Annotated in this window: 32 protein-coding genes; 15 read left to right on the top strand and 17 right to left on the bottom strand. The window is 55.6% G+C overall.

Annotated elements, in window-relative coordinates; translation table 11 throughout:
- The first annotated feature begins 148 nt into the window (after nt 1–148).
- From ACP3PW_RS10245 to ACP3PW_RS10225, 5 genes are all read left to right on the top strand, one after another.
- A complete protein-coding gene (locus tag ACP3PW_RS10245) occupies nt 149–1,480 on the top strand; it encodes a TRZ/ATZ family hydrolase (RefSeq protein ID WP_426416593.1) in 1,332 nt (443 codons plus the stop codon).
- Nucleotides 1,481–1,494: 14 nt separating this feature from the next.
- Entirely contained in the window at nt 1,495–2,229 is a 735-nt protein-coding gene (gene ubiG, locus ACP3PW_RS10240) for a bifunctional 2-polyprenyl-6-hydroxyphenol methylase/3-demethylubiquinol 3-O-methyltransferase UbiG (protein WP_426416592.1), read from the top strand.
- A complete protein-coding gene (locus ACP3PW_RS10235) occupies nt 2,222–2,917 on the top strand; it encodes an HAD family hydrolase (RefSeq protein WP_426416591.1) in 696 nt (231 codons plus the stop codon). The genes ubiG and ACP3PW_RS10235 overlap by 8 nt, the downstream gene beginning before the upstream one ends.
- Before the next feature lie 78 nt (nt 2,918–2,995).
- Nucleotides 2,996–3,736, top strand: a complete 741-nt coding sequence (locus ACP3PW_RS10230; RefSeq protein ID WP_426416590.1) for a YciK family oxidoreductase — start codon at nt 2,996–2,998, stop codon at nt 3,734–3,736.
- A gap of 264 nt (nt 3,737–4,000) precedes the next feature.
- The gene (locus ACP3PW_RS10225; RefSeq protein WP_426416589.1) at nt 4,001–4,948 is read left to right on the top strand and encodes a GGDEF domain-containing protein; all 948 of its coding nucleotides are present in this window, start codon (nt 4,001–4,003) and stop codon (nt 4,946–4,948) included.
- A 127-nt stretch (nt 4,949–5,075) separates the two neighbouring features.
- On the opposite strand, the gene rluB is transcribed toward ACP3PW_RS10225, so the two are convergent.
- The 5 genes from rluB to ACP3PW_RS10200 all read right to left on the bottom strand — a co-directional run bounded on the left by rluB (nt 5,076) and on the right by ACP3PW_RS10200 (nt 9,331).
- On the bottom strand, nt 5,076–5,924 hold the full coding sequence (rluB, locus tag ACP3PW_RS10220; protein ID WP_426417038.1) for a 23S rRNA pseudouridine(2605) synthase RluB: 849 nt from the start codon (nt 5,922–5,924) through the stop codon (nt 5,076–5,078).
- A gap of 18 nt (nt 5,925–5,942) precedes the next feature.
- The gene (scpB, locus tag ACP3PW_RS10215; protein ID WP_426416588.1) at nt 5,943–6,881 is read right to left on the bottom strand and encodes an SMC-Scp complex subunit ScpB; all 939 of its coding nucleotides are present in this window, start codon (nt 6,879–6,881) and stop codon (nt 5,943–5,945) included.
- Nucleotides 6,878–7,747, bottom strand: a complete 870-nt coding sequence (locus tag ACP3PW_RS10210; RefSeq protein ID WP_426416587.1) for a segregation and condensation protein A — start codon at nt 7,745–7,747, stop codon at nt 6,878–6,880. Before ACP3PW_RS10210 ends, scpB begins: the two co-directional genes overlap by 4 nt.
- Nucleotides 7,748–7,766: 19 nt before the next feature.
- Entirely contained in the window at nt 7,767–8,396 is a 630-nt protein-coding gene (locus ACP3PW_RS10205) for an L-threonylcarbamoyladenylate synthase (RefSeq protein WP_426416586.1), read from the bottom strand.
- 65 nt (nt 8,397–8,461) lie between these two features.
- Nucleotides 8,462–9,331 carry a PHP domain-containing protein gene (locus ACP3PW_RS10200; RefSeq protein WP_426416585.1) on the bottom strand — a complete coding sequence of 290 codons (870 nt, stop codon included), beginning with the start codon at nt 9,329–9,331 and terminating at the stop codon, nt 8,462–8,464.
- Nucleotides 9,332–9,454: 123 nt separating this feature from the next.
- Here ACP3PW_RS10200 and ACP3PW_RS10195 point away from each other — a divergent pair, with 123 nt between their 5' ends.
- The 4 genes from ACP3PW_RS10195 (at nt 9,455) to ACP3PW_RS10180 (ending at nt 11,868) form a co-directional block, all read left to right on the top strand.
- The gene (locus ACP3PW_RS10195) at nt 9,455–10,081 is read left to right on the top strand and encodes a septation protein A (RefSeq protein ID WP_426417037.1); all 627 of its coding nucleotides are present in this window, start codon (nt 9,455–9,457) and stop codon (nt 10,079–10,081) included.
- 10 nt (nt 10,082–10,091) lie between these two features.
- Nucleotides 10,092–10,391 (top strand): YciI family protein, encoded by a 300-nt coding sequence (locus ACP3PW_RS10190; protein ID WP_426416584.1) that lies wholly within the window; start codon nt 10,092–10,094, stop codon nt 10,389–10,391.
- 66 nt (nt 10,392–10,457) lie between these two features.
- Nucleotides 10,458–11,174: a TIGR04211 family SH3 domain-containing protein gene (locus ACP3PW_RS10185; protein ID WP_426416583.1), complete on the top strand. Its 717-nt coding sequence runs from the start codon at nt 10,458–10,460 to the stop codon at nt 11,172–11,174.
- A gap of 55 nt (nt 11,175–11,229) precedes the next feature.
- Nucleotides 11,230–11,868: an O-methyltransferase gene (locus ACP3PW_RS10180; protein WP_426416582.1), complete on the top strand. Its 639-nt coding sequence runs from the start codon at nt 11,230–11,232 to the stop codon at nt 11,866–11,868.
- A 12-nt stretch (nt 11,869–11,880) separates the two neighbouring features.
- On the opposite strand, the gene ACP3PW_RS10175 is transcribed toward ACP3PW_RS10180, so the two are convergent.
- From ACP3PW_RS10175 to ACP3PW_RS10165, 3 genes are read right to left on the bottom strand one after another with little or no spacing between them, the layout of a single operon-like run.
- The gene (locus ACP3PW_RS10175) at nt 11,881–12,519 is read right to left on the bottom strand and encodes an ion channel (RefSeq protein ID WP_426416581.1); all 639 of its coding nucleotides are present in this window, start codon (nt 12,517–12,519) and stop codon (nt 11,881–11,883) included.
- A gap of 55 nt (nt 12,520–12,574) precedes the next feature.
- On the bottom strand, nt 12,575–13,030 hold the full coding sequence (locus ACP3PW_RS10170; RefSeq protein WP_426416580.1) for a hypothetical protein: 456 nt from the start codon (nt 13,028–13,030) through the stop codon (nt 12,575–12,577).
- On the bottom strand, nt 13,030–13,485 hold the full coding sequence (locus tag ACP3PW_RS10165; protein WP_426416579.1) for an acyl-CoA thioesterase: 456 nt from the start codon (nt 13,483–13,485) through the stop codon (nt 13,030–13,032). Before ACP3PW_RS10165 ends, ACP3PW_RS10170 begins: the two co-directional genes overlap by 1 nt.
- 77 nt (nt 13,486–13,562) lie before the next feature.
- On the opposite strand from ACP3PW_RS10165, the gene ACP3PW_RS10160 reads away from it, so the two are divergent.
- Nucleotides 13,563–14,030, top strand: a complete 468-nt coding sequence (locus tag ACP3PW_RS10160) for a YbaN family protein (RefSeq protein ID WP_426416578.1) — start codon at nt 13,563–13,565, stop codon at nt 14,028–14,030.
- Here ACP3PW_RS10160 and ACP3PW_RS10155 read toward each other — a convergent pair.
- The 5 genes from ACP3PW_RS10155 to ACP3PW_RS10135 form a co-directional block, all read right to left on the bottom strand.
- Nucleotides 13,963–14,577, bottom strand: a complete 615-nt coding sequence (locus ACP3PW_RS10155; RefSeq protein WP_426416577.1) for a DsbA family protein — start codon at nt 14,575–14,577, stop codon at nt 13,963–13,965. The genes ACP3PW_RS10160 and ACP3PW_RS10155 overlap by 68 nt on opposite strands.
- Nucleotides 14,578–14,579: 2 nt before the next feature.
- Nucleotides 14,580–14,882, bottom strand: coding sequence for a BolA family protein (locus ACP3PW_RS10150; RefSeq protein ID WP_426416576.1), 303 nt, complete (start codon nt 14,880–14,882; stop codon nt 14,580–14,582).
- Between the two features lie 86 nt (nt 14,883–14,968).
- Nucleotides 14,969–15,772: an SDR family oxidoreductase gene (locus ACP3PW_RS10145; protein WP_426416575.1), complete on the bottom strand. Its 804-nt coding sequence runs from the start codon at nt 15,770–15,772 to the stop codon at nt 14,969–14,971.
- Between the two features lie 329 nt (nt 15,773–16,101).
- Nucleotides 16,102–16,212, bottom strand: coding sequence for a cytochrome c oxidase subunit CcoM (gene ccoM, locus ACP3PW_RS10140; RefSeq protein ID WP_426417036.1), 111 nt, complete (start codon nt 16,210–16,212; stop codon nt 16,102–16,104).
- 125 nt (nt 16,213–16,337) lie between these two features.
- Nucleotides 16,338–16,982, bottom strand: a complete 645-nt coding sequence (locus ACP3PW_RS10135; protein WP_426416574.1) for an alpha-ketoglutarate-dependent dioxygenase AlkB family protein — start codon at nt 16,980–16,982, stop codon at nt 16,338–16,340.
- Between the two features lie 153 nt (nt 16,983–17,135).
- Between ACP3PW_RS10135 and ACP3PW_RS10130 the strand changes: the two genes are divergently transcribed.
- The 3 genes from ACP3PW_RS10130 to ACP3PW_RS10120 all read left to right on the top strand — a co-directional run bounded on the left by ACP3PW_RS10130 (nt 17,136) and on the right by ACP3PW_RS10120 (nt 21,051).
- On the top strand, nt 17,136–17,396 hold the full coding sequence (locus ACP3PW_RS10130) for a YebG family protein (protein WP_426416573.1): 261 nt from the start codon (nt 17,136–17,138) through the stop codon (nt 17,394–17,396).
- Nucleotides 17,397–17,590: 194 nt separating this feature from the next.
- On the top strand, nt 17,591–20,467 hold the full coding sequence (rapA, locus tag ACP3PW_RS10125; RefSeq protein WP_426416572.1) for an RNA polymerase-associated protein RapA: 2,877 nt from the start codon (nt 17,591–17,593) through the stop codon (nt 20,465–20,467).
- 146 nt (nt 20,468–20,613) lie between these two features.
- A complete protein-coding gene (locus ACP3PW_RS10120; protein WP_426416571.1) occupies nt 20,614–21,051 on the top strand; it encodes an META domain-containing protein in 438 nt (145 codons plus the stop codon).
- Here the strand turns inward: ACP3PW_RS10120 and lpxL are convergent.
- From lpxL to ACP3PW_RS10105, 3 genes are all read right to left on the bottom strand, one after another.
- Complete coding sequence (gene lpxL, locus ACP3PW_RS10115; protein WP_426416570.1) at nt 21,045–21,965, bottom strand: LpxL/LpxP family Kdo(2)-lipid IV(A) lauroyl/palmitoleoyl acyltransferase; 921 nt, start codon at nt 21,963–21,965, stop codon at nt 21,045–21,047. The genes ACP3PW_RS10120 and lpxL overlap by 7 nt on opposite strands.
- Nucleotides 21,966–22,281: 316 nt before the next feature.
- Nucleotides 22,282–23,379, bottom strand: coding sequence for a tRNA-queuosine alpha-mannosyltransferase domain-containing protein (locus ACP3PW_RS10110; RefSeq protein ID WP_426416569.1), 1,098 nt, complete (start codon nt 23,377–23,379; stop codon nt 22,282–22,284).
- A gap of 22 nt (nt 23,380–23,401) precedes the next feature.
- Nucleotides 23,402–23,824: a hypothetical protein gene (locus ACP3PW_RS10105; protein ID WP_426416568.1), complete on the bottom strand. Its 423-nt coding sequence runs from the start codon at nt 23,822–23,824 to the stop codon at nt 23,402–23,404.
- 73 nt (nt 23,825–23,897) lie between these two features.
- On the opposite strand from ACP3PW_RS10105, the gene ACP3PW_RS10100 reads away from it, so the two are divergent.
- Nucleotides 23,898–25,211, top strand: coding sequence for a M18 family aminopeptidase (locus ACP3PW_RS10100; protein WP_426416567.1), 1,314 nt, complete (start codon nt 23,898–23,900; stop codon nt 25,209–25,211).
- A 303-nt stretch (nt 25,212–25,514) separates the two neighbouring features.
- Nucleotides 25,515–25,685 carry a hypothetical protein gene (locus ACP3PW_RS10095; protein ID WP_426416566.1) on the top strand — a complete coding sequence of 57 codons (171 nt, stop codon included), beginning with the start codon at nt 25,515–25,517 and terminating at the stop codon, nt 25,683–25,685.
- 98 nt (nt 25,686–25,783) lie between these two features.
- Here ACP3PW_RS10095 and ACP3PW_RS10090 read toward each other — a convergent pair whose 3' ends face one another.
- Entirely contained in the window at nt 25,784–26,755 is a 972-nt protein-coding gene (locus tag ACP3PW_RS10090; protein WP_426416565.1) for an NAD(P)H-quinone oxidoreductase, read from the bottom strand.
- Nucleotides 26,756–26,875 lie beyond the last annotated feature (120 nt).

The raw sequence follows: 26,875 nt of genomic DNA, 5'->3' as shown, positions 1-26,875 counted from the left end.
GGTCACTCCTATCCATTGGCCATCCGACAGTACGCTTTTTTGAGACCCATAGCAGATCATTTACGGGCCGCGGCTACGATACAAGAAATGCTCTCAACAGACAAAATGTCGGGTATACTCGCTGCTCGCCGAGCAGGATGGATAGCCAATGACGAAGACCACAACCCGTGCCGACAGCATCATCGATGCGGGCTGGATTATCCCGGTAAACCCACGCCGGGAAACACTCACCCAGCACAGCCTGGTGGTAATACAGGGGCAGATTGTTACGCTGCTGCCTACCGCAGAGGTCGGAAAGCACTACCATAGCGACTGCCACCATTCGCTCCCCAACCACCTGCTCATCCCGGGACTGATCAACGCACACGGTCACGCAGCGATGACCCTGTTCCGGGGCCTGGCCGACGACTTGCCACTCATGAGCTGGCTACAAGACCACATCTGGCCGGCCGAAGCCCAATGGGTTAATGAAGAGTTTGTTCACGATGGCACCCAGCTGGCGATGCTGGAGATGCTGCGCAGCGGAACCACTACATTCAGCGATATGTACTTTTTCCCTGACGTCGCGGCTCGCGCGGTCCACGACGCTCGTATGCGCTGCCAGATCAGCTTTCCTATCCTGGACTTCCCGACCGCCTGGGCACGAAACGCGGATGACTACATACATAAAGGCCTGGAGCTGTTTGATGATTTCGGCAACCAGCAACTCATCAATATCGCGTTCGGCCCCCACGCGCCCTATACCGTTTCCGATGCACCCCTGCAGCGAATCATAACGCTCTCGGAAGAGCTCGACAGCCCGGTGCAGATCCACCTGCACGAAACAGCGCAAGAGCTGCGCGACGCCTTCCTTGCCGATCGACGCAGACCGATTCAGCGCCTCGACGAACTGGGACTTCTCAGCCCGCGCCTGCAATGCGTACACATGACCCAGCTGGATGACCGCGACATCCAGCTACTGCGCCAGAATAACTGCCACGTAGTACATTGCCCCAACTCAAACCTCAAGCTGGCTAGCGGGTTCGCGCCGATTGCACGTCTCCATGGCGCTGGCGTCAACGTCGCCCTGGGTACCGACGGCGCTGCCAGCAACAATCGGCTCGATATGCTCGGCGAGATGCGCAACGCAGCCCTACTGGCAAAAGCGGTCAGTAACGACGCCAGCGCCATCGATGCTCACACCGCACTGGAGCTAGCCACTATTAATGGCGCCCGAGCACTGGGTATTGACGAACAGACCGGCAGCCTTGAGACAGGAAAGGCCGCCGATATCGCCGCGATTGACCTGTCAGCAATCGAGAGCCAACCACTGTATAATCCGCTTTCCCAGCTGGTCTACGCAACAGACCCCAGCCAGGTGAGCCACGTCTGGGTCAACGGCGAACTGCTATTAAGCGAACGCAAAACCCTGACCCTCGACGCCACACGCATTATTAGCCGCGCCCACAGCTGGGCCGACAAGATTCAAGCCAGAAAATAGGGCCACTGCATTTCATGACTTCCCATCAACAATCGACCGACACCCCCAACGTTGACCGCGCAGAGATTGCCAAATTTGAAGCCCTCGCCAGCCGCTGGTGGGATCCGGACAGCGAGTTCAAACCGCTTCACCAGATCAACCCCCTGCGCTTGAACTTTATAGACGAACGCAGCCAGCTTGCGGGCAAGCGCGTGCTCGATGTTGGCTGTGGTGGCGGCATTTTATCCGAATCCATGGCATTGCGCGGGGCCGACGTCAGCGGCATCGATATGGGTGAAGCACCACTGGCCGTCGCTCGCTTGCACAGCCTGGAAAGCGGCGTAAAGGTAGACTACCAACGCTGCACCGTAGAGGAGATGGCCGCCAAACAACCTGCCAGCTTTGATGTGGTAACCTGCCTGGAGATGCTCGAGCACGTACCCGACCCTGCATCGGTCATTCGCTCCTGCTATCAACTGGTAAAACCGGGTGGAGAGGTGTTTTTTTCCACCATCAACCGCAACCCCAAGGCTTACCTGCTGGCGATCATTGGTGCGGAGTACCTGCTCAAGCTATTGCCCAAGGGCACCCACGATTTCGACAAGTTTATTCGCCCCTCGGAACTGGGCACCTGGAGTCGGGAGGCGGGCCTGCACACCCGCGAGCTGGTGGGGATGACCTACAACCCCCTCGCGCGCACCTACAAACTAGGAAACAACGTCGACGTCAATTACCTGGTGCACTGCCAGCGTCCCGATCCAAATGAGTAAAACCGAGCCACTGGGTTGCGTGCTGTTCGATCTCGACGGCACCCTGCTCGATACCGCACCCGACTTTGTGCTGGTGTTAAACCAACTGCTCGAAGAGCAACAGCGTCCCGCCCTCGCCGAACCACTCATCCGCGCCACCGTATCCAATGGTGCCCGCGCTCTGGTCACCCTCGGCTTCGATCTGACAGCGGATGAAGCCGGCTTCGAACCTTTACGCGAGCGACTCCTGGAGCTTTACGAGGCTCGCCTTGGAGAACAGACACTCCCCTTCGATGGTATAGATCGCCTGCTGGAGAGCCTGGAGCAACGCAACATTCCCTGGGGCGTGGTGACAAACAAACCCAGCCGCTACACACTTCCTTTACTGGAAAAACTGGGCTACCTATCCCGTTGCGCCACGGTGGTCTGTCCCGACCAGGTTCGCCACAGTAAACCCCACCCTGAACCCATGCTACTCGCCTGCCAGCAGGCGGCCAGCACACCCGCAACCACCATCTACGTGGGCGATCACGAACGCGACATCCAGGCGGGCCACAACGCCGGCATGGCCACCATCGCAGCCCTCTACGGTTACCTTGAGGCAGATCTGGACTGGCGCCAATGGAACGCCACTCATCAGGTGTTCCACGCCGCCGAAATTCTCGACTGGTTCGAGCAACTCAACTGGATCTACCCGCACAGAAGCTGACAGAACGAGCACCTCCTGCGGGAAGCCGATATAATATACCTATTCATTACCACCCCATACGCCGCCAAGAGCCTTTCAATGTTTGACTACCAAGCCAAAGAGAACCTGTTAGAAGGTAAAACGATTCTAGTAACCGGTGCCGGAGCGGGCATCGGTCGATCCGCAGCCATCGCGTTCGCCCAACATGGCGCCACCGTTATCCTGGTGGGTAAAACCGCAAAAAAACTCGAAGCGGTATACGACGAAATAGAAGCCGCCGGTTACCCGACACCGGTAGAGTGCCCGCTCAATCTCGAAACAGCCACCGAGAAAGATTATGGGGATCTTGCCGACCAGATTGGTCAGGAGTTTGGCCACCTGGATGGGCTGCTGCACAATGCCAGCGAATTGGGCCAGCTTGGGCCTCTCGATCAATACGACAGCGCAATGTGGAATCGATTGATACAGGTAAACCTTACCTCGCAATTTTTAATGAGCAAGGCGCTAATGCCCCTGCTCGCCGAAGCCCCCACCGGATCCCTGGTATTTACCTCCTCCAGTGTTGGTCGCAAGGGCCGCGCATACTGGGGCGGCTACGCCATCACCAAGTTCGCCACCGAGGGGATGATGCAGGTCTGGGCCGATGAGGTAGAAGGCATTACCGGCATACGCATCAACAGCATCAATCCCGGCGCAACTCGCACCACAATGCGGGCCAAAGCCTACCCTGCCGAAAACCCCAACAACCTCCCCAGCGCCGACGACATCATGCCGCTTTACCTCTACCTGATGGGTGATGACAGCATCGACGTTAACGGACAGGCGCTGGACGCACAGTAACCTCTCCCTGCACAACGGTTCCCGATACCGGGCGGCAAACTCTTGCCGCCTTTGGCGACAAACTTCTGGCATTCAACCCTCCACCCCAGTAAAAGCCCGCCAAAAAATCGCCGAACAGCAACTCTTTACCCTGCAGCGCCTCAAGAAAAAAGCATTAACCCATTGTTTTATAAGAACTTTAACTAACCCTGTCACAAATGGCACGCTTTTAGCTTTATACACAGTAACGAAGCGTAGGCAACACCAGTAAACAGGGGCAGGATCATGGGACCAACAGCGCAAAGCAACATCAAGACTGGACACAGCAATGTGAAGCTATTTACCGCTTCACAGAACCTGAGCCCAGCCAGCCGAGCACTGAAAAACCGAAAAACCCTCCAGGAGCAACTCACGGAGCGGTTACCTCGCCTGCTACAAACCACACTGGAACTCGAGCAGCAACTGCAGCTGTATTTTAAAGAGCTTCATAACGCCATTGGTATCGACGGCGTTGAGTACGTCAACAGCAACGAAAACATCACCTACAACATAGGTCGTCGCTCTACCCACAGCTGCAGCTACCGTCTACTCACTGAGCGGGATCTGAACGGCGAGATCAGCTTTAGCCGCCGCGCCCGCTTCGACGAGGACGAACTGCAACTGATCGAATCTACTCTGGGCCAGCTTGTCTACCCCCTGCGCAATGCGCTCAGCTATCGCCAGGCAGTACAGCTAGCCCTTAAGGACCCTCTCACCGGCGTAGGTAACCGCATCGCAATGGATAACGCCTTGCACCATGAGCTGCAAGTTACCCAGCGCAACCAGCAACCCCTTTCTCTGTTACTGCTGGACCTTGATCACTTTAAAGTCATCAATGACACCTTTGGCCATAGCGCCGGAGATTTGGCACTCAAACACGCCGTAGATTGTGTACGTCACGCGATCCGTGACGTCGATATGATATTTCGTTTTGGTGGAGAAGAGTTTGTTATTGTTCTCGCCAATTCCGGGCTGGAGAGCTCGATGATTGTCGCCGAGCGCATCCGCGCCCGTATCGAAGCGATGCAGTGCAATTTTGAGGGGCAGGATATCCCTCTCACCACCAGCGTTGGTGTCGCTACGCACACCGTCGGGGAGAATATTCGCGATACCCTGCAGCGGGCCGATCAGGCGCTTTACAACGCCAAGGGCGATGGCCGCAACAAAGTTGCCACGCTCTGTGAAGCCAAGTAGGTTGATACCTTTCAGGGAACAGCCCTGTTCAGTTCAACCCCCTTACGAAAAAGCACCGCCCGAGCGGTGCTTTTTCGTATGAGCCTAAAGCGCCTGCAAACAACCCGTTGCGCTCGCTATGAAGCCCCTAACGCTTACGAGGACGAGAAACCGCACTGTTCTTGCGCTTGTTGCGCTCCTCTTGATGGCGGTCAGCCGTCAGTCGCTTAACCGGGCGCGAGGGCAACTCTACTGATTTGGCGAGATTATCCACCTCTTTCTGGTTTAGTTCGCACCACTGTCCGGATTTCACTTCACTGGGAATGAACACGTTTCCATAACGAACACGCTTCAAGCGGCTCACCGTTACCCCCTGGGATTCCCACAGACGCCGGACCTCTCTATTACGGCCCTCCATCAACACCACATGGAACCAGCGATTGATCCCCTCTCCTCCCGAGGAGACGATATCGGTAAATCGAGCAGGACCATCATCGAGCTCAACCCCATCAAAAAGCTGTTTGGTCATATCGGCAGTCACTTCGCCCATCACCCGAACCGCGTACTCACGTTCGACCGAGTAGGAGGGGTGCATCAAGCGATTAGCGAGCTCGCCATCGGTGGTGAAGAGGAGTAGCCCTGCCGTATTGATATCAAGCCGGCCAATACAGATCCACCGCTCACCGTTGAGGCGGGGCAGCCGCTGAAAAACAGTACGTCGCCCATCAGGGTCGGAGCGAGTGCACACCTCGCCTTCGGGCTTGTTATACAGCAGTACCCTACGAGTGCCGACAACCTCTTCACTCTTGAGGAGTTTGCCATCGACCCGAATCTGATCGCGCGCGCTGACACGACACCCCAGCACCGCTTTCTCTCCGTTAACCTGAACCCGCCCCTCCTCGATCCAGCGCTCCATTTCGCGGCGAGACCCGACTCCTGTTCGAGCCAGAACTTTCTGTAACTTTTCTCCAGCAGTATTGTTATCAACTCTGCTTATATTCATAACGTAATATCCTCAATCGGATTTTTCGGCCGCTGCATCAGTTACCGTATCGTCATCAGTGCGGGCCGCCACTGATAACCGGTTTTCGTTTTCGGATTCGTCTTCGTTTTCAGCTTCGGGCTGACCGCTATCAACGCCTCCTTTTAATAAGTCCTTGAAACTGGTAGGCAAGCTTTTTTCCATCTCATCAAGCTCCCGGAACAGCGCCTCATCCTCTTCCAGCTCCTCTTGAGGCCCTCCATCAAAAAGCGAACTAACTTCACTTTTTTGAGGCAAACCCTCAACCGACTCTTCCGATTCCTGCCCTGCAACACCTTCGCCTGGAGCCTCACCGGCAGTCGCCGCACCCTCAGCTCCCGTCACCGTCAGCGCATTGAGATCCAAATTCTGACTCATCTCTTCCAGGTCCCGGATCTCTGACAACACCGGCAACTCATCAAGATTCTTAAGATTAAAGTAATCGAGAAACAACCGAGTCGTAGCGTACATCGCCGGGCGTCCGGGAACGTCACGGTGCCCCACTACACGCACCCAGTCACGCTCCTGCAAGGTTCTGACGATACTACTACTGACACTAACTCCCCGAATCTCTTCAATCTCTCCTCGCGTAATCGGCTGTCGGTACGCAATCAAAGCGAGTGTTTCCAACATGGCACGGGAGTAGCGTTGGGGTTTCTCTTCCCACAACCGATTGACCCAGGGAGCCAACGACTGCCGCACCTGTAATCGATACCCGCTCGCCACCAACTTCAACTCTATAGAGCGGTTTTCACACTCCGCTTCGATTACCTGCAGGGCTTCGCGAATCGCCTCATTGGTTGGCCGCTCCTGCTCATCAAACAGCTGCCCCATCTTTTCGACAGTAATGGGCTTACCCGCTGCAAACAGCGCCCCTTCCAACACCAGCTTCAGGTTATAGGATTTTTCGTCGCTCATTTCACCTTCACTCATTCTGCACGCGCCTTAACGTGAATCGGGCCAAAGGGTTCATTTTGTACCAACTCCACCAGGGACTCCTTTATCAACTCCATCACCGCCATGAACGTTACGACTACGCCAAGACGCCCCTCCTCGATGGCAAACAGGGAGACAAAAGGCAAGAAACCACCAACCGACAATCGATCCAGCACCAGGGACATACGCTCTCGGGTAGAGAGGGCTTCCCGCTCGATCTGGTGACTCTCAAACATATCCGCACGGCGCAAGACATCGGATAGCGCCAGCAAAAGCTCCTGTAGATCGACCTCCGGGTGAAGCTTTTCGGTTTCACTCACCGGCGCCTGCGCGCTTGCTAATGCGTAGTCACGCCCCAGACGCGGTAACTCGTCAATATCTTGCGCGGCGGCCTTGAAACGCTCATATTCCTGCAAGCGACGAATCAGTTCAGCGCGAGGGTCCTCCTCCTCGTCACTGGCCTCTTCCGAGCGAGGCAGCAACATGCGTGATTTGATCTCCGCCAGCATCGCCGCCATGACCAGATACTCTGCTGCCAATTCGAACTGAGCGGCCTCCATTAATTCGACATAGGCCATGTACTGTCGAGTAATTTCGGCAACGCAGATTTCAAGCACATCCACGTTCTGCCGTTTAATCAGGTAAAGCAGTAGATCCAACGGCCCCTCAAAGGCCTCCAAAAAGACCTCCAGCGCATCCGGCGGTATATAAAGATCCTGAGGCAGGGAGGTCATCTCCTTACCCTGCACTACAGCAAAGGGCATCTCACCCTGCTGGGCCTGGCGCTTAAAGCGCACTCCTTGCTGCGGCGCATCAACCTCAGTCGCCTCTTTAGCTCCGTCAACCACCTGCAGATCACTCATATCCCATCACCATAGGTGCCTAAACCTCCGTCACGAAAGGCTGCGTGTCTCCGAGACCAACACGGGAAACCCGAGGCACCTCACCAGTCAGGTTAACGACCGTCGTCGCCTCCATGCCGCAGTAACCACCATCGATAACCAGGTCCAACTGATGCTCCAGCAGATCGCGAATCTCATAGGGGTCGGTCAGCGGAAGCTCCTCTCCGGGGAGAATCAATGTACAGCTGATCATCGGCTCCCCCAACTCCTCTAACAGGGCCAAAGTGGTGGGGTGATCCGGGACCCGCAAGCCAATGGTGCGCCGCTTGGGATGCAACAGCCTCCGTGGCACTTCATTGGTCGCGTTAAGAATAAACGTATACGCACCCGGCGTGTTCGCCTTCAGCAAACGATACTCCGTATTGGCTACCTTCGCGTAAGTGGCCAGCTCGGATAGATCCCGGCACATCAGGGTAAAGTTGTGCTTATCGTCGAGCTGGCGCAAGCGGCGAATACGGTCAACGGCTTTTTTGTCACCTAGATGGCAACCGATAGCGTAGGCTGAATCGGTAGGATAGGCCACCACGCCCCCTTTACGAATAATCTCAGCGGCCTGGCCTATCAGACGAGCCTGGGGGTTTTCGGGATGTATTTGAAAAAACTGGCTCACGACATTTCCTGCGACTTGTGATTCGATCCATCGCGGGATTATACCTCCTCTTTCGAGGGATAGCGCTACCACTGTGCCCATACGGGTTCACATTCTCCCGGCAAGGGTGCGAGCTTACCCAGCTCACACCAGGGACCGATAGGCGCATGGAAATCACTACCGGCGGAAGCGCTCAATCCAAACTCACCACACAGGGAACCAAACCAGGGCATTTTATGGCGGGGCAAACTACCACTCACCACTTCCATGGCATCCCCACCGCCGGCCACGAAGGCAGCGAGTAGCTTACGCAGGCGGGTATTGGTCATCTTATAATGGTGAGGGTGGGCCAGCACTGCCGTGCCGCCCAGCGCTTTAATCCAGCCTATCGCCACCTCCATCTCCGGCCAATGGGATTTGACGTCGCCGGGCTTACCCGCCCCGAGGTATTTCCGAAACGCCATTTCGCGACTCTCCACTACGCCCGACTCCACAAGATAGTCCGCAAAGTGGGGGCGCCCTAACTGCACAATCTGGTCACTCCCAGCAGGCAGACCACGCTTCCTGCGAGCGATGGCGCTGGCACCTGCCAACACATCCTCTGCACCGATACGCCCCAGACGTTCGGCTATTTTCAGCGAGCGCGACTCCCGCGCGTTGCGCTGGTAGTCAAGCACCTCATCAAGTAACGGGGAGTCAAGGTCGAAGTTGAGTCCCACGATATGGATACCTACCCCGTTCCAGACACTGGACAACTCGATGCCACTGATTACCCGAACACTGCTTGTCGCGCTGGCGGCAATCGCTTCGCGAACGCCGGATACCTCATCATGGTCGGTAATCGCCAACAGCTCGACCCCCTGCTGCTCGGCGCGCGCAAGCAGCTCAAGGGGGCTCAGGGAACCGTCAGAATGGTTGGTATGGCAGTGGAGATCTACCGCAGTGTATCGATTCAAAGCATGTCTCGAAGTTACTCGTTGCAGGGATACCATGGTATCATGACGGGCCGTTGGCAAGGGTCGGTAATTGACACCTTTCCCCTCAGCAATCCACCTATAACGCGTAAGGCTTTTCCTATCATGAAGTTGCTGGTCGACTTTCTTCCCATCGTTATTTTCTTTGCCGTTTACAAATTGAGCGCTGAGTTGATCGCTCTCTTTAGCGGCGTACTGTCACCCGACCTGATCGAACTACTCAACCAGACCCAGCCCATTATCATCGCCACTGCGGTGCTGATACCCGCCACCGTTGTACAGATATTGTACACCCGGTGGGCGACCGGCAAGATCGAGAAAATGCATCTGGTGACCCTGGTTCTGGTGGTAGCATTAGGCGGCGCTACCGTTCTGTTCGGCGACAAGAGTTTTATCCAGTGGAAACCCACCATCGTTAACTGGTTGTTTGCTGTGGTGTTTCTGGGCAGTCAGTTTATTGGCAACAAGAACCTGATCCAGCGCATGATGGACTCCAAGGTGACCATGCCCCTGGAGATCTGGAAACGCCTTAACTACGGCTGGGTAGTCTTCTTTTTATTTGCTGGCACGATCAACCTGTACGTGGCGTACACCCTGTCAGAAGAGGCCTGGGTCAATTTTAAGCTGTTCGGCATGCTGGGGCTAACGCTGGTATTTATTATCGCCCAGGGCGTCTATCTGTCGCGCCACATCATAGATGAACCACCAGAAGCGGAAAACGGAACCCCATAAGGATCAGATCATGTATTACGCCATTATTAGCCAGGATGTTGAAAACAGCCTCAGTAAGCGCCTGTCTGTGCGTCCTGCACACGTTGCTCGCCTGCAAGCCCTATGCGCCCAAGGCCGCCTGCTGATCGCAGGCCCCCACCCCGCCATCGACAACGAAGACCCCGGTGAAGCGGGGTTCAGCGGCAGTCTAATCGTGGCCGAATTCGATTCGCTTGCAGAGGCACAACACTGGGCCAATGCCGATCCCTATATTGAGGCCGGCGTCTACCAGCAGGTCACCGTTAAACCCTTTAAGAAAGTGCTACCCTAGGGTGCTGATACCGGGGCATTTTGTGAACCATTCGTTAGTGGTCCTTAACGCCCTAAGATACGATCAATGCCCCTCATTCAACCGCCGTTAGAGATCATGACCCGCTTACCTCTGAGTACACTGCTACTAAGCGCCAGTTTGTTGGCCACTGTTCACGCTCCTGCCGCCAGTGCCGAGGCGCGCTATATATCGGATATCCTCCACGTCCCCCTGCGTAGCGGCCCCAGCAACGCCAACAAAATCATCCATAGGGGACTCAGAAGCGGCACCCAACTGGAGTGGATCCGGGATGAGGACGAGGAGTTCAGCCTGGTGCGCACCACCGATGGCGTAGAGGGCTATATACGCAGCCAATACCTGCTAACCGAGCCCGGTGCACGGGAGCTTTTAGGCCGCGCCCAGAAAAAAGTAGAAAACCTTAGTCAGGAGAACAGCAGCCTCAAGCGTCGCCTCGGAGAGCTCGAGACCGCCAACTCAGAGTTAACGCGTAACGGCAAGCAGAGCAACCAGCGTAGCAAGAAGCTGGAAACTGAACTCAAGGAGATCAAGCGCATCTCTTCCGAGGCGATCAGCCTTGTTGCTCGCAACAAAGAGCTGGTAGAGGGTAACGTGATCCTGAAAAACCGTATAGAAACGCTGGAACTTGAAAACGCCCAGCTCAACGATGAGTCCGATAAACAGTGGTATCTCTATGGTGCAGGCACCATCGTTGGAGGCATACTGATCGGCCTGATCGCGCCCCTGATGCGCAGCCGCCGCCGACAGGGTTCCGGCTGGGCCTAACGCATTCATAACCCCTACTACAGGGCAGCGCCGTCTGACGCTGCATATTACTACTATGCATGAGTATCTGGTTGACCCGGAAATCGAGCGCTACTGCAGCGCTATGACCAGCGATGAATCCCCCCTGCTGCAAGAGCTGATTGAAACAACCAACCGAGAGATGGCCTACCCCATCAAACTCTCGGGAAAGCTGATCGGCCGCACCCTGAATATGCTGACCCGCGTTAGCGGCGCCCGCTCGATTCTTGAAATCGGTATGTTCACTGGCTACTCAGCCCTCTCCATGGCCGAAGCCCTGCCCGCTGATGGCCGCATTATCTGTTGCGAAAGCAATCCTCGAGCCATCAGCTTCGCTCAGGGTTTTTTCGACCGAAGCCCCGATGGCAGCAAGATCGACGTCCGCTTTGGCAAGGCGCTGGACACCATAGCCAGCCTACAACAGCCTTTTGATATCGTTTTTATCGACGCCGACAAACGTAACTATTTCAATTACTTGAAAGCCACGCTAGGGCTGGTTAATAGCGGCGGACTGATCATTATCGACAATGCCTTGTGGCAAGGGCAGGTGTTGGACCCGCAGGACGAGAAAGACCGGGCAATCGATGATATGAACCGGTTTATTCACGAAAGCGATGAACTCGACAACTGTTTTCTCACCATCCGCGACGGTTTAAACGTCGTGCGCAAGCGCTAGAAGAGAGGCGCATCACTTCACGCGGTAAAGCCCTACCAGGCGAGCAACCAGCACCGCCAGGTACAGCTGCCCCGTCAGGGCTTCACTATAGGCCAGCATCTGCGCCTGCCGCGTTACCGGGAGAATATCGCCATAACCCAGCGTCGACAGCGTTACAAAGCTGAAGTAAACCAGTGTTGATATCTGCTCTGCGGTCATATCTGCAAAAGCCCCCGGCTGCACTACTGCGAGAGCCCCGTAGAGAAAGCTCCAGGTAAACCCCAGTAGAAGGTAAATACAGATGGAGCCCATAATAGTGTCAGTACCGACCCGCTCCGCCTTGAAGATCTGCTGCAACAGGCACCAGGTCACATAGCCAAAAAAAATCACGTTTGTGACGTGGTCTGCCAACTGTAGCCAGGAGTGCGAATAGACAACGGCTGCCCAGTTAGTCACCAGAGTCGGTATCGAAAACAGCGCGGCTAAAACCAGCATGTGCCGCTTACGACTCAGCAGGTAGACCGACGCGATCAACAACAAGCTTATACTTATACGCTCCAGCAAGCGTTCCTCAAAACTGCTGCCAGAGAACGACGCCACCGTTAAAATAAGCACCATCCCTGCCAACAAGGAGCCAAACCCGTAGCGGGGAAATACCACCCACTTATTCATCCCTGCCCCTCATCAATTCCATTTTCACACTCTGGATCTCCAGTAAAGTCCTTTATCAGCCCACAACAACAGGCTCGCCATCGAATCCCTGATAAAGCAGCACATTTTCATTCCGCTCCTGAGCCAGCTGCGCCAGCGCCCCAAGATGCTTTAATGCGGTACGCAGATCATCACTACTCCAAGGTGCTCCTTTAAAGGAGTCCGCACCTGACCACTGTAGTGCCAGAGCCCCCCGAGCTGCGTCATCGAGACCCACCAGTGCAGAGCACAAGGCTCCCGGCAGCCGAATCAGCCAGGGGCCATGTACACTGGCCTGGTTCAGCACTTCAAACGACTGGATCAACTCCCCGTTCAAGGGCTGGCCCAGGCTCAACGCCAACAGGTCGACCAGTTTCTCCAGGTCAAGATTCATGCAGGCAAAACCCGGCCAGCGCTCCGGCTGGTGAGGATTTTCGGCGATAAGATCCACATCAGCGCTGGCGGCGACAAGGTATCGGGTTCGGATATCCACTAGCCGAGCACCTCCGGACAACTCCCAACCGACGCCTCTATATCCATCAGTGCCTGCCGAACGCTCTGCGGAAGCGAACACTTGCCTCCCGCCTGATAATCAAAATAGACGATCGTGCCCTCTCCCTCGGCAGCAACACAATCCAGCTCTTCGCTCCAGACCCGATAACGCATCACGAACCGATCCGCCGAAATAGACTCGATACGCGTGCTGATCCGAATGCTATCGGGGTAGGTGAGCGGCGCTCGATACTTGCACTGGGTAGACCCCAGAATAGGCCCCTTGCCACTGCTGGCCATGGTTTCCATCACCCCTGCCCGCTCGAAATAGGCCATACGGGCATCTTCGAAATAACGGAAATAGACCCGATTATTAACGTGCTGAAAGGCATCCATATCCCCCCACACTACGTTTTGCTCTATCTCCACGGGAAACTGCTCTGAAGTACTGCCCACAACTAGCTCCTCACTGCTCTATGATTGGAACGGATATCGATCTATGCACGCCCGCTACCGGGTTGTAGTATGAAACCATGAGTCCACATCCATTTAAACCGGTTAATAACCTCATCCTGCGCTGGCTGCTGTTCGGCTGTGGCTGGTTAGCGGTTGTGCTGGGGGTCGCAGGTATCTTTCTTCCAGTGCTCCCTACCACACCGTTTCTCCTGCTAGCCGCCGCCTGTTTTCTGCGCAGTTCGGAACATTTCTATCTATGGCTGCTGCAACACCCACGACTGGGAAACTACATTAGCTACTATCTCGATGGCGAAGGTATCCCTGCCAGGGCGCGTACCTACACTCTCTGTCTGATGTGGGGAACGATTCTGATCAGCGCCGCGCTGATGCAAAACTGGCCCCTGAGACTGATGCTCCTCGCGATCGCCTGTGGTGTAAGCCTCTATCTATTGCGCATGAAAACCAGGGCTGAGCCCACTACGACTGAGCCAGGGCTGCCTCCATCCTCGTCTGCAAAGAGTCCCATGGCAGATACCCCTGACTGATCCCGATCCACTGCTGATCACGCTTCAGCGCCAGCGTTGGAAACCCCTGTATACCGAGACTCGCTGATAACTCGTAATCGGCCCGTGTCCGTGCCCGCATCGCGTCACTGGCCAACGCCTCAGCAAAACGCGCACCATCCACCCCCGCCTCAACCGCCAGGCGTTCAACAACGGCACTATCGGTAATATCCTGAGCTTTTTGGTAAAAAGCCCGCTGCATCGACTCGACAAACAAAAGCTCCCGCGATGCATCGAGTTCACGGACAACAACTGCAGCCCGGCACGCCGGTTCGGTATCGTAAACAAAGCCTGCGGGCAGTCCATTTTCAAAATCAAAGGGCTGACCACTCGCTTCCTGTACCCGCTGCCAATAGCCCCGGATGGTCGCGCGTTGCTCATCCGTCATGGGCTGGCTTTCACTGCGCAACCCGCCCACAACCATGGATATGGGTATCTGCTCGCTATAATCCTTGTGCAGGCGGGAAAACTGAGGCGCAAACCCCCAGCACCAGGAACACATCGGGTCAAAAAAGTAGTACAGGTGCATACCTACTCTCCACCGAGGCAGTTAGGCGTTTTAGGGGCCTCTTCGCGCAAAGCCCACTCACCCGGCGTATAGGTGTGAAGCGCCAGCGCATGAATCAGTGGCATCTCCTGTGCGAGCGCTGCGTAAATCTGCTGATGGCGCTTGAGGGTGCGTACACCCTCAAAGGCATCGCTGACCACAACCGCCTTAAAATGACTTTGGGAGCCCGGTTCAACCCGGTGCATATGGCTTTCGTTAAGCACTTCGAGATACGAAGGTGCAAAGGTGGCGTGTAGCTGTTGGCGAACTTGTTCGAGCATATCCATAAGGGGGTTTAACCGTGTCAGTATCGATCAGGTAATGGGATAGTAAACGAAATCGAGCCCAGGCATCACCCCCTCGAAAAAAGGGATTACATCCCCTTCTCTGCCATTTTAATGGCCAGCTGTTCCATCATCAGCCGGTGCCCTTCCGGATCCTTGCGTTTGAACTCCCAGGCTAGAGCCCCTTCATCGTGGGGAAGAATCATAAATTGACCGGCATCCACCCCTTCAACAATGCGTTGCGCGACCTCTTCAGCGCTAATGGGCGATCCGGCCAACAACTTCGCCACGTTGGTTTTGAGTGTTTCAGAGCTACCGCGATAGGAGTCCAGCAAATTGGTTTGGAAAAATGAGGGGCACACCACGCTAACGGCTAACCCTTGAGGGGCAAGTTCTGCCTGCAGGCTTTCTGACAGCGCAACTACCCCAGCCTTGGCCACATTGTAATGGCTCATACCCGGCGCGCCGAGCAACCCGGCCATCGATGCGATATTACAGATCTGCCCCCGGTTTTTTTGCAGACCTGGGAGAAAAATCCGGCACCCATTGATCACGCCTTTAAGGTTGATGCCCAGCATCCAGTCCCACTCATCGTCACTCAGGTCAGCGAAGGCACCACCTCCGGCTACGCCTGCGTTGTTGATCAATAAATCCACCCCACCCCACTTGGCCTCCAGGGTGTCCGATATCTGCTGCAACTGTTCTGGTCGGCGCACATCGCAGTGAAAAACCTCTGCGACGCCACCGAGTTCAGTAACCTGAAGGGCCGTTTGCTGGCACCCCTCATCATTGAGATCGGCCAGTGCCACCCTGCACCCCTGACGCGCATAGCAATAGGCCAACTCTCGACCCAAGCCACTGCCGGCGCCGGTAATCATTACTCGTTTACTCATAGTGTCCCCGTTAGATAACTGACTTGGCCGATATCATTTCCCAACCGAGGGCCGAATCACAACGACTATTGATCCGCTGAATAGGGCAGCAACAACCGTGGAACTTGGTAGACCCGTGACAAACCACAGCTTTGCAGCCCTATACTATGCAGCCCTATACAAGGTCGCACGGGGCGTATCGGGGGAGAGGATGTCGAATAAGAGCAAATCCAGGAAGAGACCCCGGAAAGCGCTTCAAAAAAGGTAAGGCGGAACCAGAGACCCTGTGAGAACCTGACAACCCACAGGACTTCTGATTCCGCCTTATTCGGTGCAGGCAAGCGACAATGCTATGGATGCTTATCCATGTCTTTACGAAGGAAGTAATAGAGCCCGGCAAAAAATGAGATCATCAAACCAACGGTTAGTAACCCAGCCAACACTACTTCATCTAAAAACATGGTTGTCACTCCCTGTAATAACCTTGAATTGCTAACGAGGCTACCACCGGCCAAGCCATGCAGAATTGACACCGATCAATTTCCATACACTGAACCATCAGACATAACGAATAAGTTGACCTATCTCAAACTCTATCGGGGTGAAGATAGCGGAAAGTCAGGTTGATCCTCGGCGCTACGGGGCGCCGGGTCTTGGGGATCTGGTGACGCCAGCAGTGCTGAATGGGGCCCGACATCACCAGCAACGAGCCATGACTTAGTTCCAGCGACAGCCTCTGCCGGGAATCCTGGCGGTGGCGCAGGTGGAACCGACGTGTCCCCCCCAGGCTCAGCGATGCGATGCAGGGATTTTCCCCCAGTACTGATTCATCGTCTGCGTGCCACCCGACACTGTCATTGCCATCTCTATAGAGATTCATCAACACTGAGTTGATGCGCAGCCCCAAGGATTCGCGCAAAATCTTCAACAGAACATGGTGCTCGCCTAAAAAGGGTGCCGGTTCCAGCCACAACCCCGAATAGCGATACCCCTGATCACCATACCAGGCTTGCAGGCGTGGGATAGTGATGTGTCGAGCCCCCATCTGCAAGAAGTCCTGCCGCCAGGTGACCTTGCTCTCAAACGTCCGCAACAGGGTATCGGCTACCTCCGCGGATAAAAAGGTCGGGTACCACTGCAGGGTCCCATCCACCAGGGGAATGGTTGTTGCACGGGCATTGCACGGCAACTCTTCGGGACTGATCACCGACTCCTGCTCCTTAACCATCATTTTACCCCGCCGACTCTCGGAAGCCTCGTAAACACAGACTCGTCCAACACTGTGTAGCCTAGCAAGAACAAATTGGGCTGGACAAATATACTGTTGATATATACAGTATCAAAAACTAATCACTAAAGCTGTGATGACCAAACGAGGTATACGATGGCTGTTATCCCAATGTGGCAATGCGATAGGGACGGAAGTATGTTCGCCGACAAAAAAAGCGCTGAAGAGCACGACAAAATGCTGGAACTGGCTGCGAACATCACTTCGCTGCTAGAGGCGCAGTTCAGTCAACTGGATGAGTCCCTGGCGGAGGAGATCGGTCTGCTTATTGCTGGAAATAAAGAGGTTTTCTCCCAGGCCTTGAAGGGCAAACCCGAGCTGATTCTTGATATCGGCAGCGCCCCTGCCAGCGAATAATCCCACCTCTTTCCTGTTTTTGCAGCGCTGCCCCTAACCCCCCATCCCCCGGGGGTGGCGCTGCACCCTTGCGCTTTATTACTCCTCGGGATCACTTTAAAAGCCTGCGGGTCACTCCCTTGCTACAATACTCCTTGTTATTCCCTATCTTTCCATTACCATAGCGCCTTTTTTTGACCGAGGGTGGTGGCTGTATGATCGATTTTGTTCCTGGGCAGCGGTGGATCAGCGAGGCTGAAAATGACCTTGGGCTGGGCACTATTCTCACCCTGGATCATCGACTGATCACCGTACTCTATCCAGGCAGTGGTGAAACCCGCGCCTACGCTCGACACAATCACCCGCTGCATCGAGTCGAATTTGCAGCCGGTGACAGCGTCAAGAGCCATGAAGGCTGGATTCTGCAGGTCACCGAGGTCACCTCCAAAGAGGGCTTGATTACCTACATCGGCGTTGACGATGAGGGCCAGAAACAAAGCTTGCCTGAGTCCTGCCTTGATAACTTCATTCAGTTCAACAAGCCTCGCGAACGCCTGCTCGCCGGGCAGGTCGACCAGCTCAATCAGTTTGCACTGCGCTATCGTACACTCACCCATTACAACCGCACCCTGCGCTCGCCGCTACTGGGACTATGCGGGGCGCGCACCAATCTTATCCCTCACCAGCTACATATTGCCCGCGAAGTATCAACACGACATGCTCCCCGGGTACTTCTAGCCGATGAGGTTGGTCTGGGGAAAACCATCGAAGCGGGGATGATTCTTTACCATCAACTTTTGACCGGTGAAGCCCGCCGCGTACTGGTACTGGTACCGGAAACCTTACAGCACCAGTGGCTGGTAGAGATGCTGCGCCGTTTCAACCTTCACTTCAGCCTGTTTGACCGAGCTCGCTGCGAAGAGATGAGTGAGGAGAACCCTTTCGAAAGCGAGCAGCTGGTGATCTGCTCGACACAACTGGCGTCAGAGCCCGGCCCCCTGCAAAGCCAACTGATCGATGCGGGCTGGGATCTGCTGGTGGTCGATGAAGCCCATCACTTGCAATGGCAAGCCCAGAACCCAAGCCAAGAGTACCTTCTGGTGGAGCGGCTCGCCCAGCAGACGCCATCGGTCTTGCTGCTTACCGCGACGCCTGAGCAGCTCGGCAAAGCGAGTCACTTTGCCCGCTTGCGCTTACTCGATCCTGACCGCTACCCTGGGCTCGAACAGTTCCTAGACGAAGAGGCCCGGTACCGCCCGGTAGCCGATGCCGTCCTGCACCTGCTAAGTGAGCAACCACTCCCCTGTGCAACCCTGCAGACACTAGGGAAACTACTGAATGACCCCGATAACCAGCAACGCTTGGCAGACGCCGATGCAGCGACCTCCAGCGCGGAGCGGGAGTTGGCGCGGGCACAGCTGATACGCCAACTGTTGGACCGCCACGGCACCAGCCGGGTACTGTTTCGTAATACTCGCGCCGCCATTCAAGGCTTTCCTGGCCGGGTTGTACAGGATTACCCACTGGAGCTACCGGAACTCTATACCCTTGCCCTGCAAGGCGCTTCATCGATTAACAATCAGCTTTACCCCGAACGCGCTTATCAGCTGCATGTTTCCAGCGAGGAGAGCGATCCATGGTGGCGTTTCGACCCGCGCGTAGAGTGGCTGATGGTGCTGCTAAAACACCTCAAACAGAAAGTGCTGGTTATCTGCTCCCAGGCGGAAACAGCACTGGAACTCGACGAAGCGTTGCGTGTTCGCTCGGGCATTCCCTCTGCGGTATTCCACGAAGGCATGAGCATTATGGAGCGCGACCGCGCCGCAGCCTATTTCGCCGAAGAGGATTTTGGCGCCCAGGTGCTGATCTGCTCGGAAATCGGCAGTGAGGGTCGCAACTTTCAGTTCGCCCACCATCTGGTACTGTTTGACCTGCCCGATAACCCGGATCTGCTGGAACAACGCATCGGTCGTCTCGATCGAATCGGCCAGACCGAGACCATTCGACTGCATGTACCACTATTTACAGACTCCGCACAGCACACCCTGTACCGCTGGTATCACGAAGGACTGAACGCCTTTGTCGATACCTGTCCCACCGGTAGCGCCCTGTTCAGCCGTTTTGCCGAGCAACTGATTCCACTGCTGGTGGAGGGTGCATTCGGGCAAGATAGCCGTATCGTCGAGTTGCTCAATGAGAGTCAGCAGCAACGGGAAATTTTGCAACAGGAGATGCAGCAAGGGCGCGATCGACTGCTCGAAATAAATTCCCGAGGGCTTGAGCCGACCCAGCCACTGATCGAAAGCATCGAGTCCGCCGCCGAGGTTGATGCGCTCAAACGCTACCTCAATCTGATGCTGGACTGCTACGGGCTGGAGAGCGAAGAGCACTCAAAACACGCCATGATTGTGCGCCCCTCGGACCAGTCCCTGCTGCATGACTTCCCTGGCCTGCCACGCGATGGGGCCACCATGACCTGGAACCGCGAACAGGCCCTTGCCCGCGAAGATATGCAGTTTATTAGCTGGGAACACCCCATGGTGCTCGAAGGCATGGAGATGATCCTCGGCAGCGAGTTGGGTAACACCGCCGTCGGACTCATCAATAACCGCGGTATTAAGCCCGGAACCATGTTGGTGGAGGCTATCTATGTCATCAGCAGCCCTGGAGGCGAGCGTAACCAGCTTAAGCGTTACCTCCCCCCCACCGCGATTCGGGCCCTGATCGACCCCAAGGGCAATGACCTTGCAAACAAGGTTGCGTTCGACACCCTGGACGGGCAGCTTCAACCGCTGAAACGGGCCACTGCACGGCAGTTAATCAATGCCCAGCGGCAACCCCTGCTTGACGCCCTCAAAGCCGCAGATAAAGCAGTGCATACCCAGGCTAACACGGTGATTGCCAGCGCCTGCCAACAGTTCCGACAAGAGGTCTCCGATGAACTGCAGCGCATGCTGGCATTGAAGGCGGTGAACCCCAATATTCGGGATAGCGAGCTGAGTCACCTCACCGCGCTGGCCCGGGATGGCGAAACAAAGCTAAAGCAGTCGCCCCTGCAGCTCGATTCCGTGCGCGTGATTTTTGCCGGCTAACCTGCTCGCTGACCACGTTGGAACCCTTGCCTGCGCTGATATCCTAAGGAGCCTGTGAATAGGCCCCCGGTGTTGCCTGAAAACCAGAGGCGCCAGGGAGTTGTTCGTAGGCTTCCTAACAGCCACTATAACAAAAGGCTTTAACCATGATTCGATCCACGGCACTGCTAATGACCGCTCTTATTGGCCTGGCCGGTTGCGCTACCGCGCCCGACCAACCCACAGCCTATCCTTTGAAAGGCAACTGGGTGCTTGAGCAACTGGTTATCGACGGATCGGTAATCTCCCTGCCAGTACGGGCAAAGCTTCAACTCAGCGCGAAAAGCACCGACAACGGGCGCATTAACGGCCATGGCGGCTGTAATGGATTCTTTGGTGGCTACAGCGTTGACAAGCAGAAGATCAAGATCGGTCCGCTAGGGTCAACCATGATGGCCTGCCCGGAACCATTAATGCAGCAAGAACAACAGCTGCTGCAGGCCGTCTCAAGCGCCACCTCTTTCCAGCATCGTGGAGATACGCTCGTGCTGACCAGTGACGACGGTGCAATCCGCTTGACCCTGACACCCTTACCCCCTCAGTAAAACGAAGATTCACCCTCGGGACGCGTCTTGAAACGCCGGTGCAGCCACATATACTGCTCCGGCTGCTTCCGTATTTCTGTTTCAATCAATTCGTTTATGCGCCGGGCGTCCGCCTCCTCATTTTCCGTAGGAAAGTCTTCCAGTGCCGGCAGAAAGCGCATTCGGTAACCGGAACCATCCGCCAAACGAGTCTGGATGCACGGCACTACTTTCGCTTTGCCTAGTCGAGCAAATCGTGAGGTTGCGGTAACCGATGCGGCCGTCACGCCAAAAAAAGGAACGAAAACACTCTGCTTACGCCCGTAATCCTGATCCGGAGCGTACCAGATACGATGGCCATTACGTAACGCCCTGAGCATGCTACGTACATCTTCGCGCTCAATGGTTTCGCCCTCCAGATTATGGCGCTGGCGACCCCGCTGCTGCACCCAATCAAAAAGCGGATTGCTGTGTTTACGATACATGGCATCGATCCGGCATTGGTGAGCCAGATATCCTGCACCGACCTCCAGGGTGGAAAAGTGCAAGCACAACATAAGCGCCCCCTGCCCCTCGATAGCCTCCAGATTGGCGAGCCCCTCAGCGTGGAAAAGCCGATAAAGTCTCCATTTAGGCCACCACCAACTGATCCCCACTTCAATCGCACCGATACCCATCGACTCAAAATTTTTCCGTAACAGAACCTCACGCTGATCCAACGAGAGTTCTGGAAAACAGAGTTCAAGATTTTTACGCGCTATTGCAACGCGCCGTTTACCGTAACGCATCAACAGTCGGCCCAGCACACGACCCAGGGGTAACAACAACCGGTAGGGGAGCTGCACCAGCAGCCAACCAACCCCCAGCCCAAGCCAGAGCAGCCAGAAGCGGGGAGCAAGAAAATACCAGCGAAAACAAGGGGTCTCAAACGCCATAGTCAGAGGAAACGTATCTACCTGTTGCAAACAAGGGAGTAAATATTCGCCGGATTATAGCGTGATCCTGATCCGTATTGGGGAACTAATCTGTTTCGAAATGCTACCCTGGCGCCGATATCACAATAACAAAGGTCCGCTTGTCCAAGACCAATCCATACTGGCATAGCATGGGAGTCCCCACCCGAATAAGCATTGATGATGGCCTGCTCAGATGATGAACCGGCTATTGGGCCGCGGCCAATCGCAATTTTATAACGCCTCCTGCTCACCACGCCCTTCGTGCCCGTAAAGCGTCAGGGCACCACCGCACCGCTTATGCCCGTGCCAGGGTTTCAAACAGTTGGCGATAGGAGGCTTCCAGTCCTGCCCAACACAACCCACTAACATCGGGAGCAGGCTGTCGGGCCTGGGCCAGCATCATCAGGCGTTCAACCAACGCCTGGGCTTCGCGCTCGACGCTATCCAGATCGCTGGCGTAGAGGTAGTCTTCGGGTACCAGTTCCGGGTAGGCCAGCCGTTTAGGCAAGACCGGCACACAGCCCTGCTGCACCGCCTCAAGCGCCGCTATCCCCTGAAACTCATGCAGCGACGTGGAGACAAAAAAATGAGCAGACGCCAACCAGGCTAAATACTGGTCACGGCTATCCGCAAAACCGAACTGTGCCAGACGGTGACGAAATTGATTCTCAATGATATCGAATACTTCGGGAACGCGGCGAAAACGCTCACCCAGAATACACAGCCGGTAATTAACGCCTTTTTCCTCCAGCATTCGTAACGCTGCCAACAGGCGTTCGGGGCCCTTGTCATACTCCCAACGAGCGGCCCAGAGAATTCGTACCGCATCACCCGTCCCCCCCCAATCGACACCTCCGCCCCGGCTGTTTTCAAACAGCAGCGGCACCGGCAACACAGAAGAGAGCCCTTCGAGCCGTCCACGCACATCAGGGGGAACATGATCGGGCAAGCGCGATAACAACGCCTCCACGCCATCGAGAAACGTGTTCCGGTTATAGTGGCTGTTAAACAACACTCGGTCCGCTGCCAGGGCTGTGTAGAGGTTTAACATCTGCAACTCCACGACAGAATGGGTACGCTGATCACTCAGGGGGTAGGCAAACTGATTTTCATGGAAATAGACCAGCGTTGGAATTGTGCCCAACTTCGGCACCAGTCCACGCAAAGTTGCGAGGTCGGTCATTGAGGTCGCAACGACAAGGTCATAGTCGCGATTGAGCAATTCGCTCTGCCCCAACCCCCAGCTCAGGCTATTGCCCCGTATACGCCAGCTGAAGTGACGGGCCGGCAACGCCAGTTGGGTCCATTGCCATTGGGGAAATTGCGCGACCAACCCCTGCCGCCAATAGCGGTGGCTCACGGCATCGTAAGCCGATAACAACAAAACCCTCATCCACCACCTCTGGGGAAAACGACTATTTTACGAAAGGGCGCGCAGGCTGGCCAGCAGAGGGCACCTGACCACGAATAGCGCCTGTCCCCGGCTCAATCACGCGCCCTAACGAGTCCACATTCCCCAATACCTTACCGCCGGGTGCTATCGCCTGGCCCATACTGTCACTCTGCCCGCGCTGAGCGCCGATGGAATCGACAACCGGTGACCCCGGCTGTAACTCAGCAGGCGGTTTAATATCCTGCGATGGAGGTGTTACCGGCTCCGTTATCGGACTGACAGTCGCAGCGGCGGGGGCGTCACCCGGCAGCGGAAAACGAAAATCCTTAACCGCCGGCGATTCAGCGGCATGGGTTCTAAAAGAGATCATCAAACAGGCCAACAGCAGGGCTAAACATCGATAGTGAGACATAGAGAGAGTTTCGGTGATAGAGCCCTTAAGCATAGAACGCTACCCTCCCCGGCGCGACACTCGCTATAATCGCTGTCATCACAACCACACAAGCAGCACCGACACCATGAGCGATTGCAACGATCTCAGCCAGCAACTGATCGACTTTATTCACCAGTCTCCGACTCCGTTTCACGCCACCGGAGAACTTGCCCGGCGTTTGCTGGACGCAGGGTTTGAACGTCTGGCGCTGGGTGAAAACTGGAACCTGCAACCCTATGGACGTTACTTCCTGACCCGCAACGACTCCTCCCTGGTTGCCTTCACCTGCGCAGACGCCGCATTTACCCACCGCGGTTTTCGCATGGTCGGCGCTCATACCGACAGCCCATGCCTGCGCGTGAAGCCCAACCCCGAACTGTCTCAAAAAGGCTACTTTCAACTGGGTGTTGAAGTCTATGGCGGCGCCCTGTTGAACCCCTGGTTCGATCGAGACCTGTCACTGGCAGGAAGAGTCAGTTATCGCAGCACCGAGGGTACGCTGCGCAGCGCGCTGCTCGACCTGCGGGATCCCGTGGCGGTTATTCCAAGTCTGGCGATTCACCTGAACCGGGAGGTGAACGAAAAACAAAGTATCAACCCGCAAACGCAGCTTCCCCCTATTCTGGCGCTATGCGCGGAGGACGAAGCTCCTGATTTCAGGGCCCAACTCAAACGGTGGTTAACCCCTGAACACGGGGATATCGATCAGGTTCTCGATTACGAACTCTCTTTTTATGATACCCAGGCGCCTGCAAAAATCGGTCTCAATCGCGAGTTTATAGCCAGCGCCCGACTCGACAACCTGCTCAGCTGTTTCGCCGGCCTTAGCGCGTTAATCGCCAACAGCGACAAAGCCGACCAAAAGGCCCCCTGCCTGCTGGTATGCAACGACCACGAAGAGGTGGGTAGCCAATCCAGTAGTGGTGCCCAGGGGCCATTACTCGCTACCGTGCTCGAGCGCATTCTGGGTGAGCGAGAAGCACTCACCATTTGTATGGAAAATTCGCTCATGATCTCGGCTGATAACGCCCATGGAATCCACCCAAACTTCGCCGACCGCCATGACAGCAAACATGGTCCGCTGCTCAATGCGGGCCCCGTTATTAAACTCAACAGCAACCAACGCTACGCAACCAACAGTGAAACCTCCGCGCTCTTTCGGCACCTGTGTGAGCAGGCCCAGGTTCCCTGCCAGAGCTTTGTAGTACGCAGTGATATGGCCTGTGGCAGCACCATTGGCCCCATCACCGCCGCCGAGATCGGGGTGCGCACGCTGGACATAGGTGTACCCACCTTCGGTATGCACTCAATCCGTGAACTCGCAGGCAGCGAAGATGTGACATACCTGCAACGGGCACTGAATCAGTTTATGCAGCTACCGGTGCTCCCCTTCTCCTAGGGCTTCAGCGATTTGCTTTGCATGCCATGGCTTTCGCATGGGCCTTGATACCGAACCCCTTTGTCGAGGTGTGCAGTATTACGCGGGATCGATTTTCCGAAAAAGTGTGACGACCACGACACTCGAAACGTGTCGTGGTCGAGGTCGTATACGTACTGATACGAATACTTTCCCTAACAAACAGTCGCTAACATAGCGCTTCGCTGAATCACCAACCTCTTCAGCAATTACACAGCTGATCAACAGTGTCTGGCCAGATAAAGGTCTACACTGTTTTAATAGAAAATAGCGGAGTGCACGACCATGCAACGGACCAAACCCTTTAACTTTATCGAAAGTATTTCCAGCCAACGGTTTGGAAAAAAAACCAAAAAAGAAAATCGCAGTATCCAGCCACTGTTCAAGACCCACTTGATGGCGCACCAGATTCCGGCCATTGAGTCCAGCGACGGTTTCGTTCGTAGCTACAACTAATCAACAACCTATTGTTTGATCGGTAGTGATTGCACTGGCGACTCCGCCGCCAGTGCACTTGGTGAGTTCAAGGTTCTTTAGGTCAGCCGCGTCTGTCTTCATTGACCATGACGAACAATAATCTTACCCATATTGCGGTTACTAGCCAGATACTCGAACGCCGCAGCAATCTCCTCAATCTCAAAAACCCGGTCGATCACTGGCATTATTGTCTGCTCTTTCATCCCACCCCATACCGCACCACGCAACGAATCGAGCAGCTTCCCCTTAAAAGCTACGCTGCGCCCACGCAACGTCGACCCCTGAATTCGAATCCGCTTCATCAGCACCGTTGCAGCGTTCAGCTGGCAACGACTCCCCCCCATCAACCCAATCAGCATCAGGCGCCCATCCTGCGCCATAATGGAGAGACTTCTTTGCAACCAGTCACCCGCCACCGGGTCAAGCAGTAGCTCAAAGGGGCCGAGCGCTTCCAGCTGTTGCCAGCACTGATCACTATTGCGCAGCACCGCATGGTCGGCCCCGAGCTGTCGACAGAAATCCGCCTTGGCGTTACTTCCCACCACCACAGTTACCGGATTGCCCATGAGCTTACACAGCTGAATCGCCGCGCTACCCACACCGCTGGCGCCAGCATATAGCAGCACTCGCTCCCCGGGTTTTAACTCTCCCAATTGAAAAAGATTGAGCCATGCCGTTGCGTACGCCTCAACGAAAGCGGCACCCTGCTCCATAGACCAACCATCCGGGAGCGGAAGTAACTGGCGCCCATCGCATACCACGCGGTCGTTAAAGCCTCCCGCTGCCAGTAGCGCCATCACCGGCGCACCTTCACTCCAGCCCTCAACGCCCGCCCCTACCGATTCAATCACCCCCGCGCATTCGAGCCCCAAAAAATCCGAGTATCCCGCAGGCGAAGGGTAGTTTCCCTTTATCTGCATTAAATCGGCCCGATTGACCCCGCTGGCATGGACTTTAATGGCCACCTCTCCCGCTCCCGGCACCCCTCCCGAACGGGATATCCTCTGGGGCACACCCTCGACTGCGACCAACCCGTTGATAGACTTCATACCCTCTCCATTGAAGCTGTATCCTGTACCAAGACTACCCATATTAGCCGTTTCCGCATAAGCTGTGGGTCTGGCACTGGGAAATCGCTAAATTCCGGTGCCACAGGCTTGGGCGGGAAC

The organism is Aestuariirhabdus sp. LZHN29 (assembly GCF_049985285.1).
Taxonomy (GTDB): Bacteria; Pseudomonadota; Gammaproteobacteria; order Pseudomonadales; family Aestuariirhabdaceae; genus Aestuariirhabdus.
The sequence above is the reverse complement of the archived record's forward strand: the minus strand, read 5'-3'. Positions and strand labels throughout refer to the sequence as shown.

Excerpts from the sequence above, each read along its gene's own strand:
- ACP3PW_RS10175 (WP_426416581.1), bottom strand. The coding sequence starts at position 12,519 with ATGAATAAGTGGGTGGTATTTCCCCGCTACGGGTTTGGCTCCTTGTTG.
- ACP3PW_RS10210 (WP_426416587.1), bottom strand. The coding sequence starts at position 7,747 with ATGAGTGATCTGCAGGTGGTTGACGGAGCTAAAGAGGCGACTGAGGTT.
- ccoM (WP_426417036.1), bottom strand. The coding sequence starts at position 16,212 with ATGTTTTTAGATGAAGTAGTGTTGGCTGGGTTACTAACCGTTGGTTTG.
- ACP3PW_RS10130 (WP_426416573.1), top strand. The coding sequence starts at position 17,136 with ATGGCTGTTATCCCAATGTGGCAATGCGATAGGGACGGAAGTATGTTC.
- ACP3PW_RS10180 (WP_426416582.1), top strand. The coding sequence starts at position 11,230 with ATGCATGAGTATCTGGTTGACCCGGAAATCGAGCGCTACTGCAGCGCT.
- ACP3PW_RS10145 (WP_426416575.1), bottom strand. The coding sequence starts at position 15,772 with ATGAGTAAACGAGTAATGATTACCGGCGCCGGCAGTGGCTTGGGTCGA.
- ACP3PW_RS10095 (WP_426416566.1), top strand. The coding sequence starts at position 25,515 with ATGCAACGGACCAAACCCTTTAACTTTATCGAAAGTATTTCCAGCCAA.
- ACP3PW_RS10135 (WP_426416574.1), bottom strand. The coding sequence starts at position 16,982 with ATGATGGTTAAGGAGCAGGAGTCGGTGATCAGTCCCGAAGAGTTGCCG.
- ACP3PW_RS10155 (WP_426416577.1), bottom strand. The coding sequence starts at position 14,577 with ATGCACCTGTACTACTTTTTTGACCCGATGTGTTCCTGGTGCTGGGGG.
- ACP3PW_RS10105 (WP_426416568.1), bottom strand. The coding sequence starts at position 23,824 with ATGCTTAAGGGCTCTATCACCGAAACTCTCTCTATGTCTCACTATCGA.
- ACP3PW_RS10230 (WP_426416590.1), top strand. The coding sequence starts at position 2,996 with ATGTTTGACTACCAAGCCAAAGAGAACCTGTTAGAAGGTAAAACGATT.
- ACP3PW_RS10245 (WP_426416593.1), top strand. The coding sequence starts at position 149 with ATGACGAAGACCACAACCCGTGCCGACAGCATCATCGATGCGGGCTGG.
- ACP3PW_RS10160 (WP_426416578.1), top strand. The coding sequence starts at position 13,563 with ATGAGTCCACATCCATTTAAACCGGTTAATAACCTCATCCTGCGCTGG.
- ACP3PW_RS10195 (WP_426417037.1), top strand. The coding sequence starts at position 9,455 with ATGAAGTTGCTGGTCGACTTTCTTCCCATCGTTATTTTCTTTGCCGTT.
- ACP3PW_RS10185 (WP_426416583.1), top strand. The coding sequence starts at position 10,458 with ATGCCCCTCATTCAACCGCCGTTAGAGATCATGACCCGCTTACCTCTG.
- ACP3PW_RS10120 (WP_426416571.1), top strand. The coding sequence starts at position 20,614 with ATGATTCGATCCACGGCACTGCTAATGACCGCTCTTATTGGCCTGGCC.
- ACP3PW_RS10110 (WP_426416569.1), bottom strand. The coding sequence starts at position 23,379 with ATGAGGGTTTTGTTGTTATCGGCTTACGATGCCGTGAGCCACCGCTAT.
- rapA (WP_426416572.1), top strand. The coding sequence starts at position 17,591 with ATGATCGATTTTGTTCCTGGGCAGCGGTGGATCAGCGAGGCTGAAAAT.
- ACP3PW_RS10100 (WP_426416567.1), top strand. The coding sequence starts at position 23,898 with ATGAGCGATTGCAACGATCTCAGCCAGCAACTGATCGACTTTATTCAC.
- ubiG (WP_426416592.1), top strand. The coding sequence starts at position 1,495 with ATGACTTCCCATCAACAATCGACCGACACCCCCAACGTTGACCGCGCA.
- ACP3PW_RS10225 (WP_426416589.1), top strand. The coding sequence starts at position 4,001 with ATGGGACCAACAGCGCAAAGCAACATCAAGACTGGACACAGCAATGTG.
- scpB (WP_426416588.1), bottom strand. The coding sequence starts at position 6,881 with ATGAGTGAAGGTGAAATGAGCGACGAAAAATCCTATAACCTGAAGCTG.
- ACP3PW_RS10150 (WP_426416576.1), bottom strand. The coding sequence starts at position 14,882 with ATGGATATGCTCGAACAAGTTCGCCAACAGCTACACGCCACCTTTGCA.
- ACP3PW_RS10190 (WP_426416584.1), top strand. The coding sequence starts at position 10,092 with ATGTATTACGCCATTATTAGCCAGGATGTTGAAAACAGCCTCAGTAAG.
- ACP3PW_RS10235 (WP_426416591.1), top strand. The coding sequence starts at position 2,222 with ATGAGTAAAACCGAGCCACTGGGTTGCGTGCTGTTCGATCTCGACGGC.
- lpxL (WP_426416570.1), bottom strand. The coding sequence starts at position 21,965 with ATGGCGTTTGAGACCCCTTGTTTTCGCTGGTATTTTCTTGCTCCCCGC.
- ACP3PW_RS10090 (WP_426416565.1), bottom strand. The coding sequence starts at position 26,755 with ATGAAGTCTATCAACGGGTTGGTCGCAGTCGAGGGTGTGCCCCAGAGG.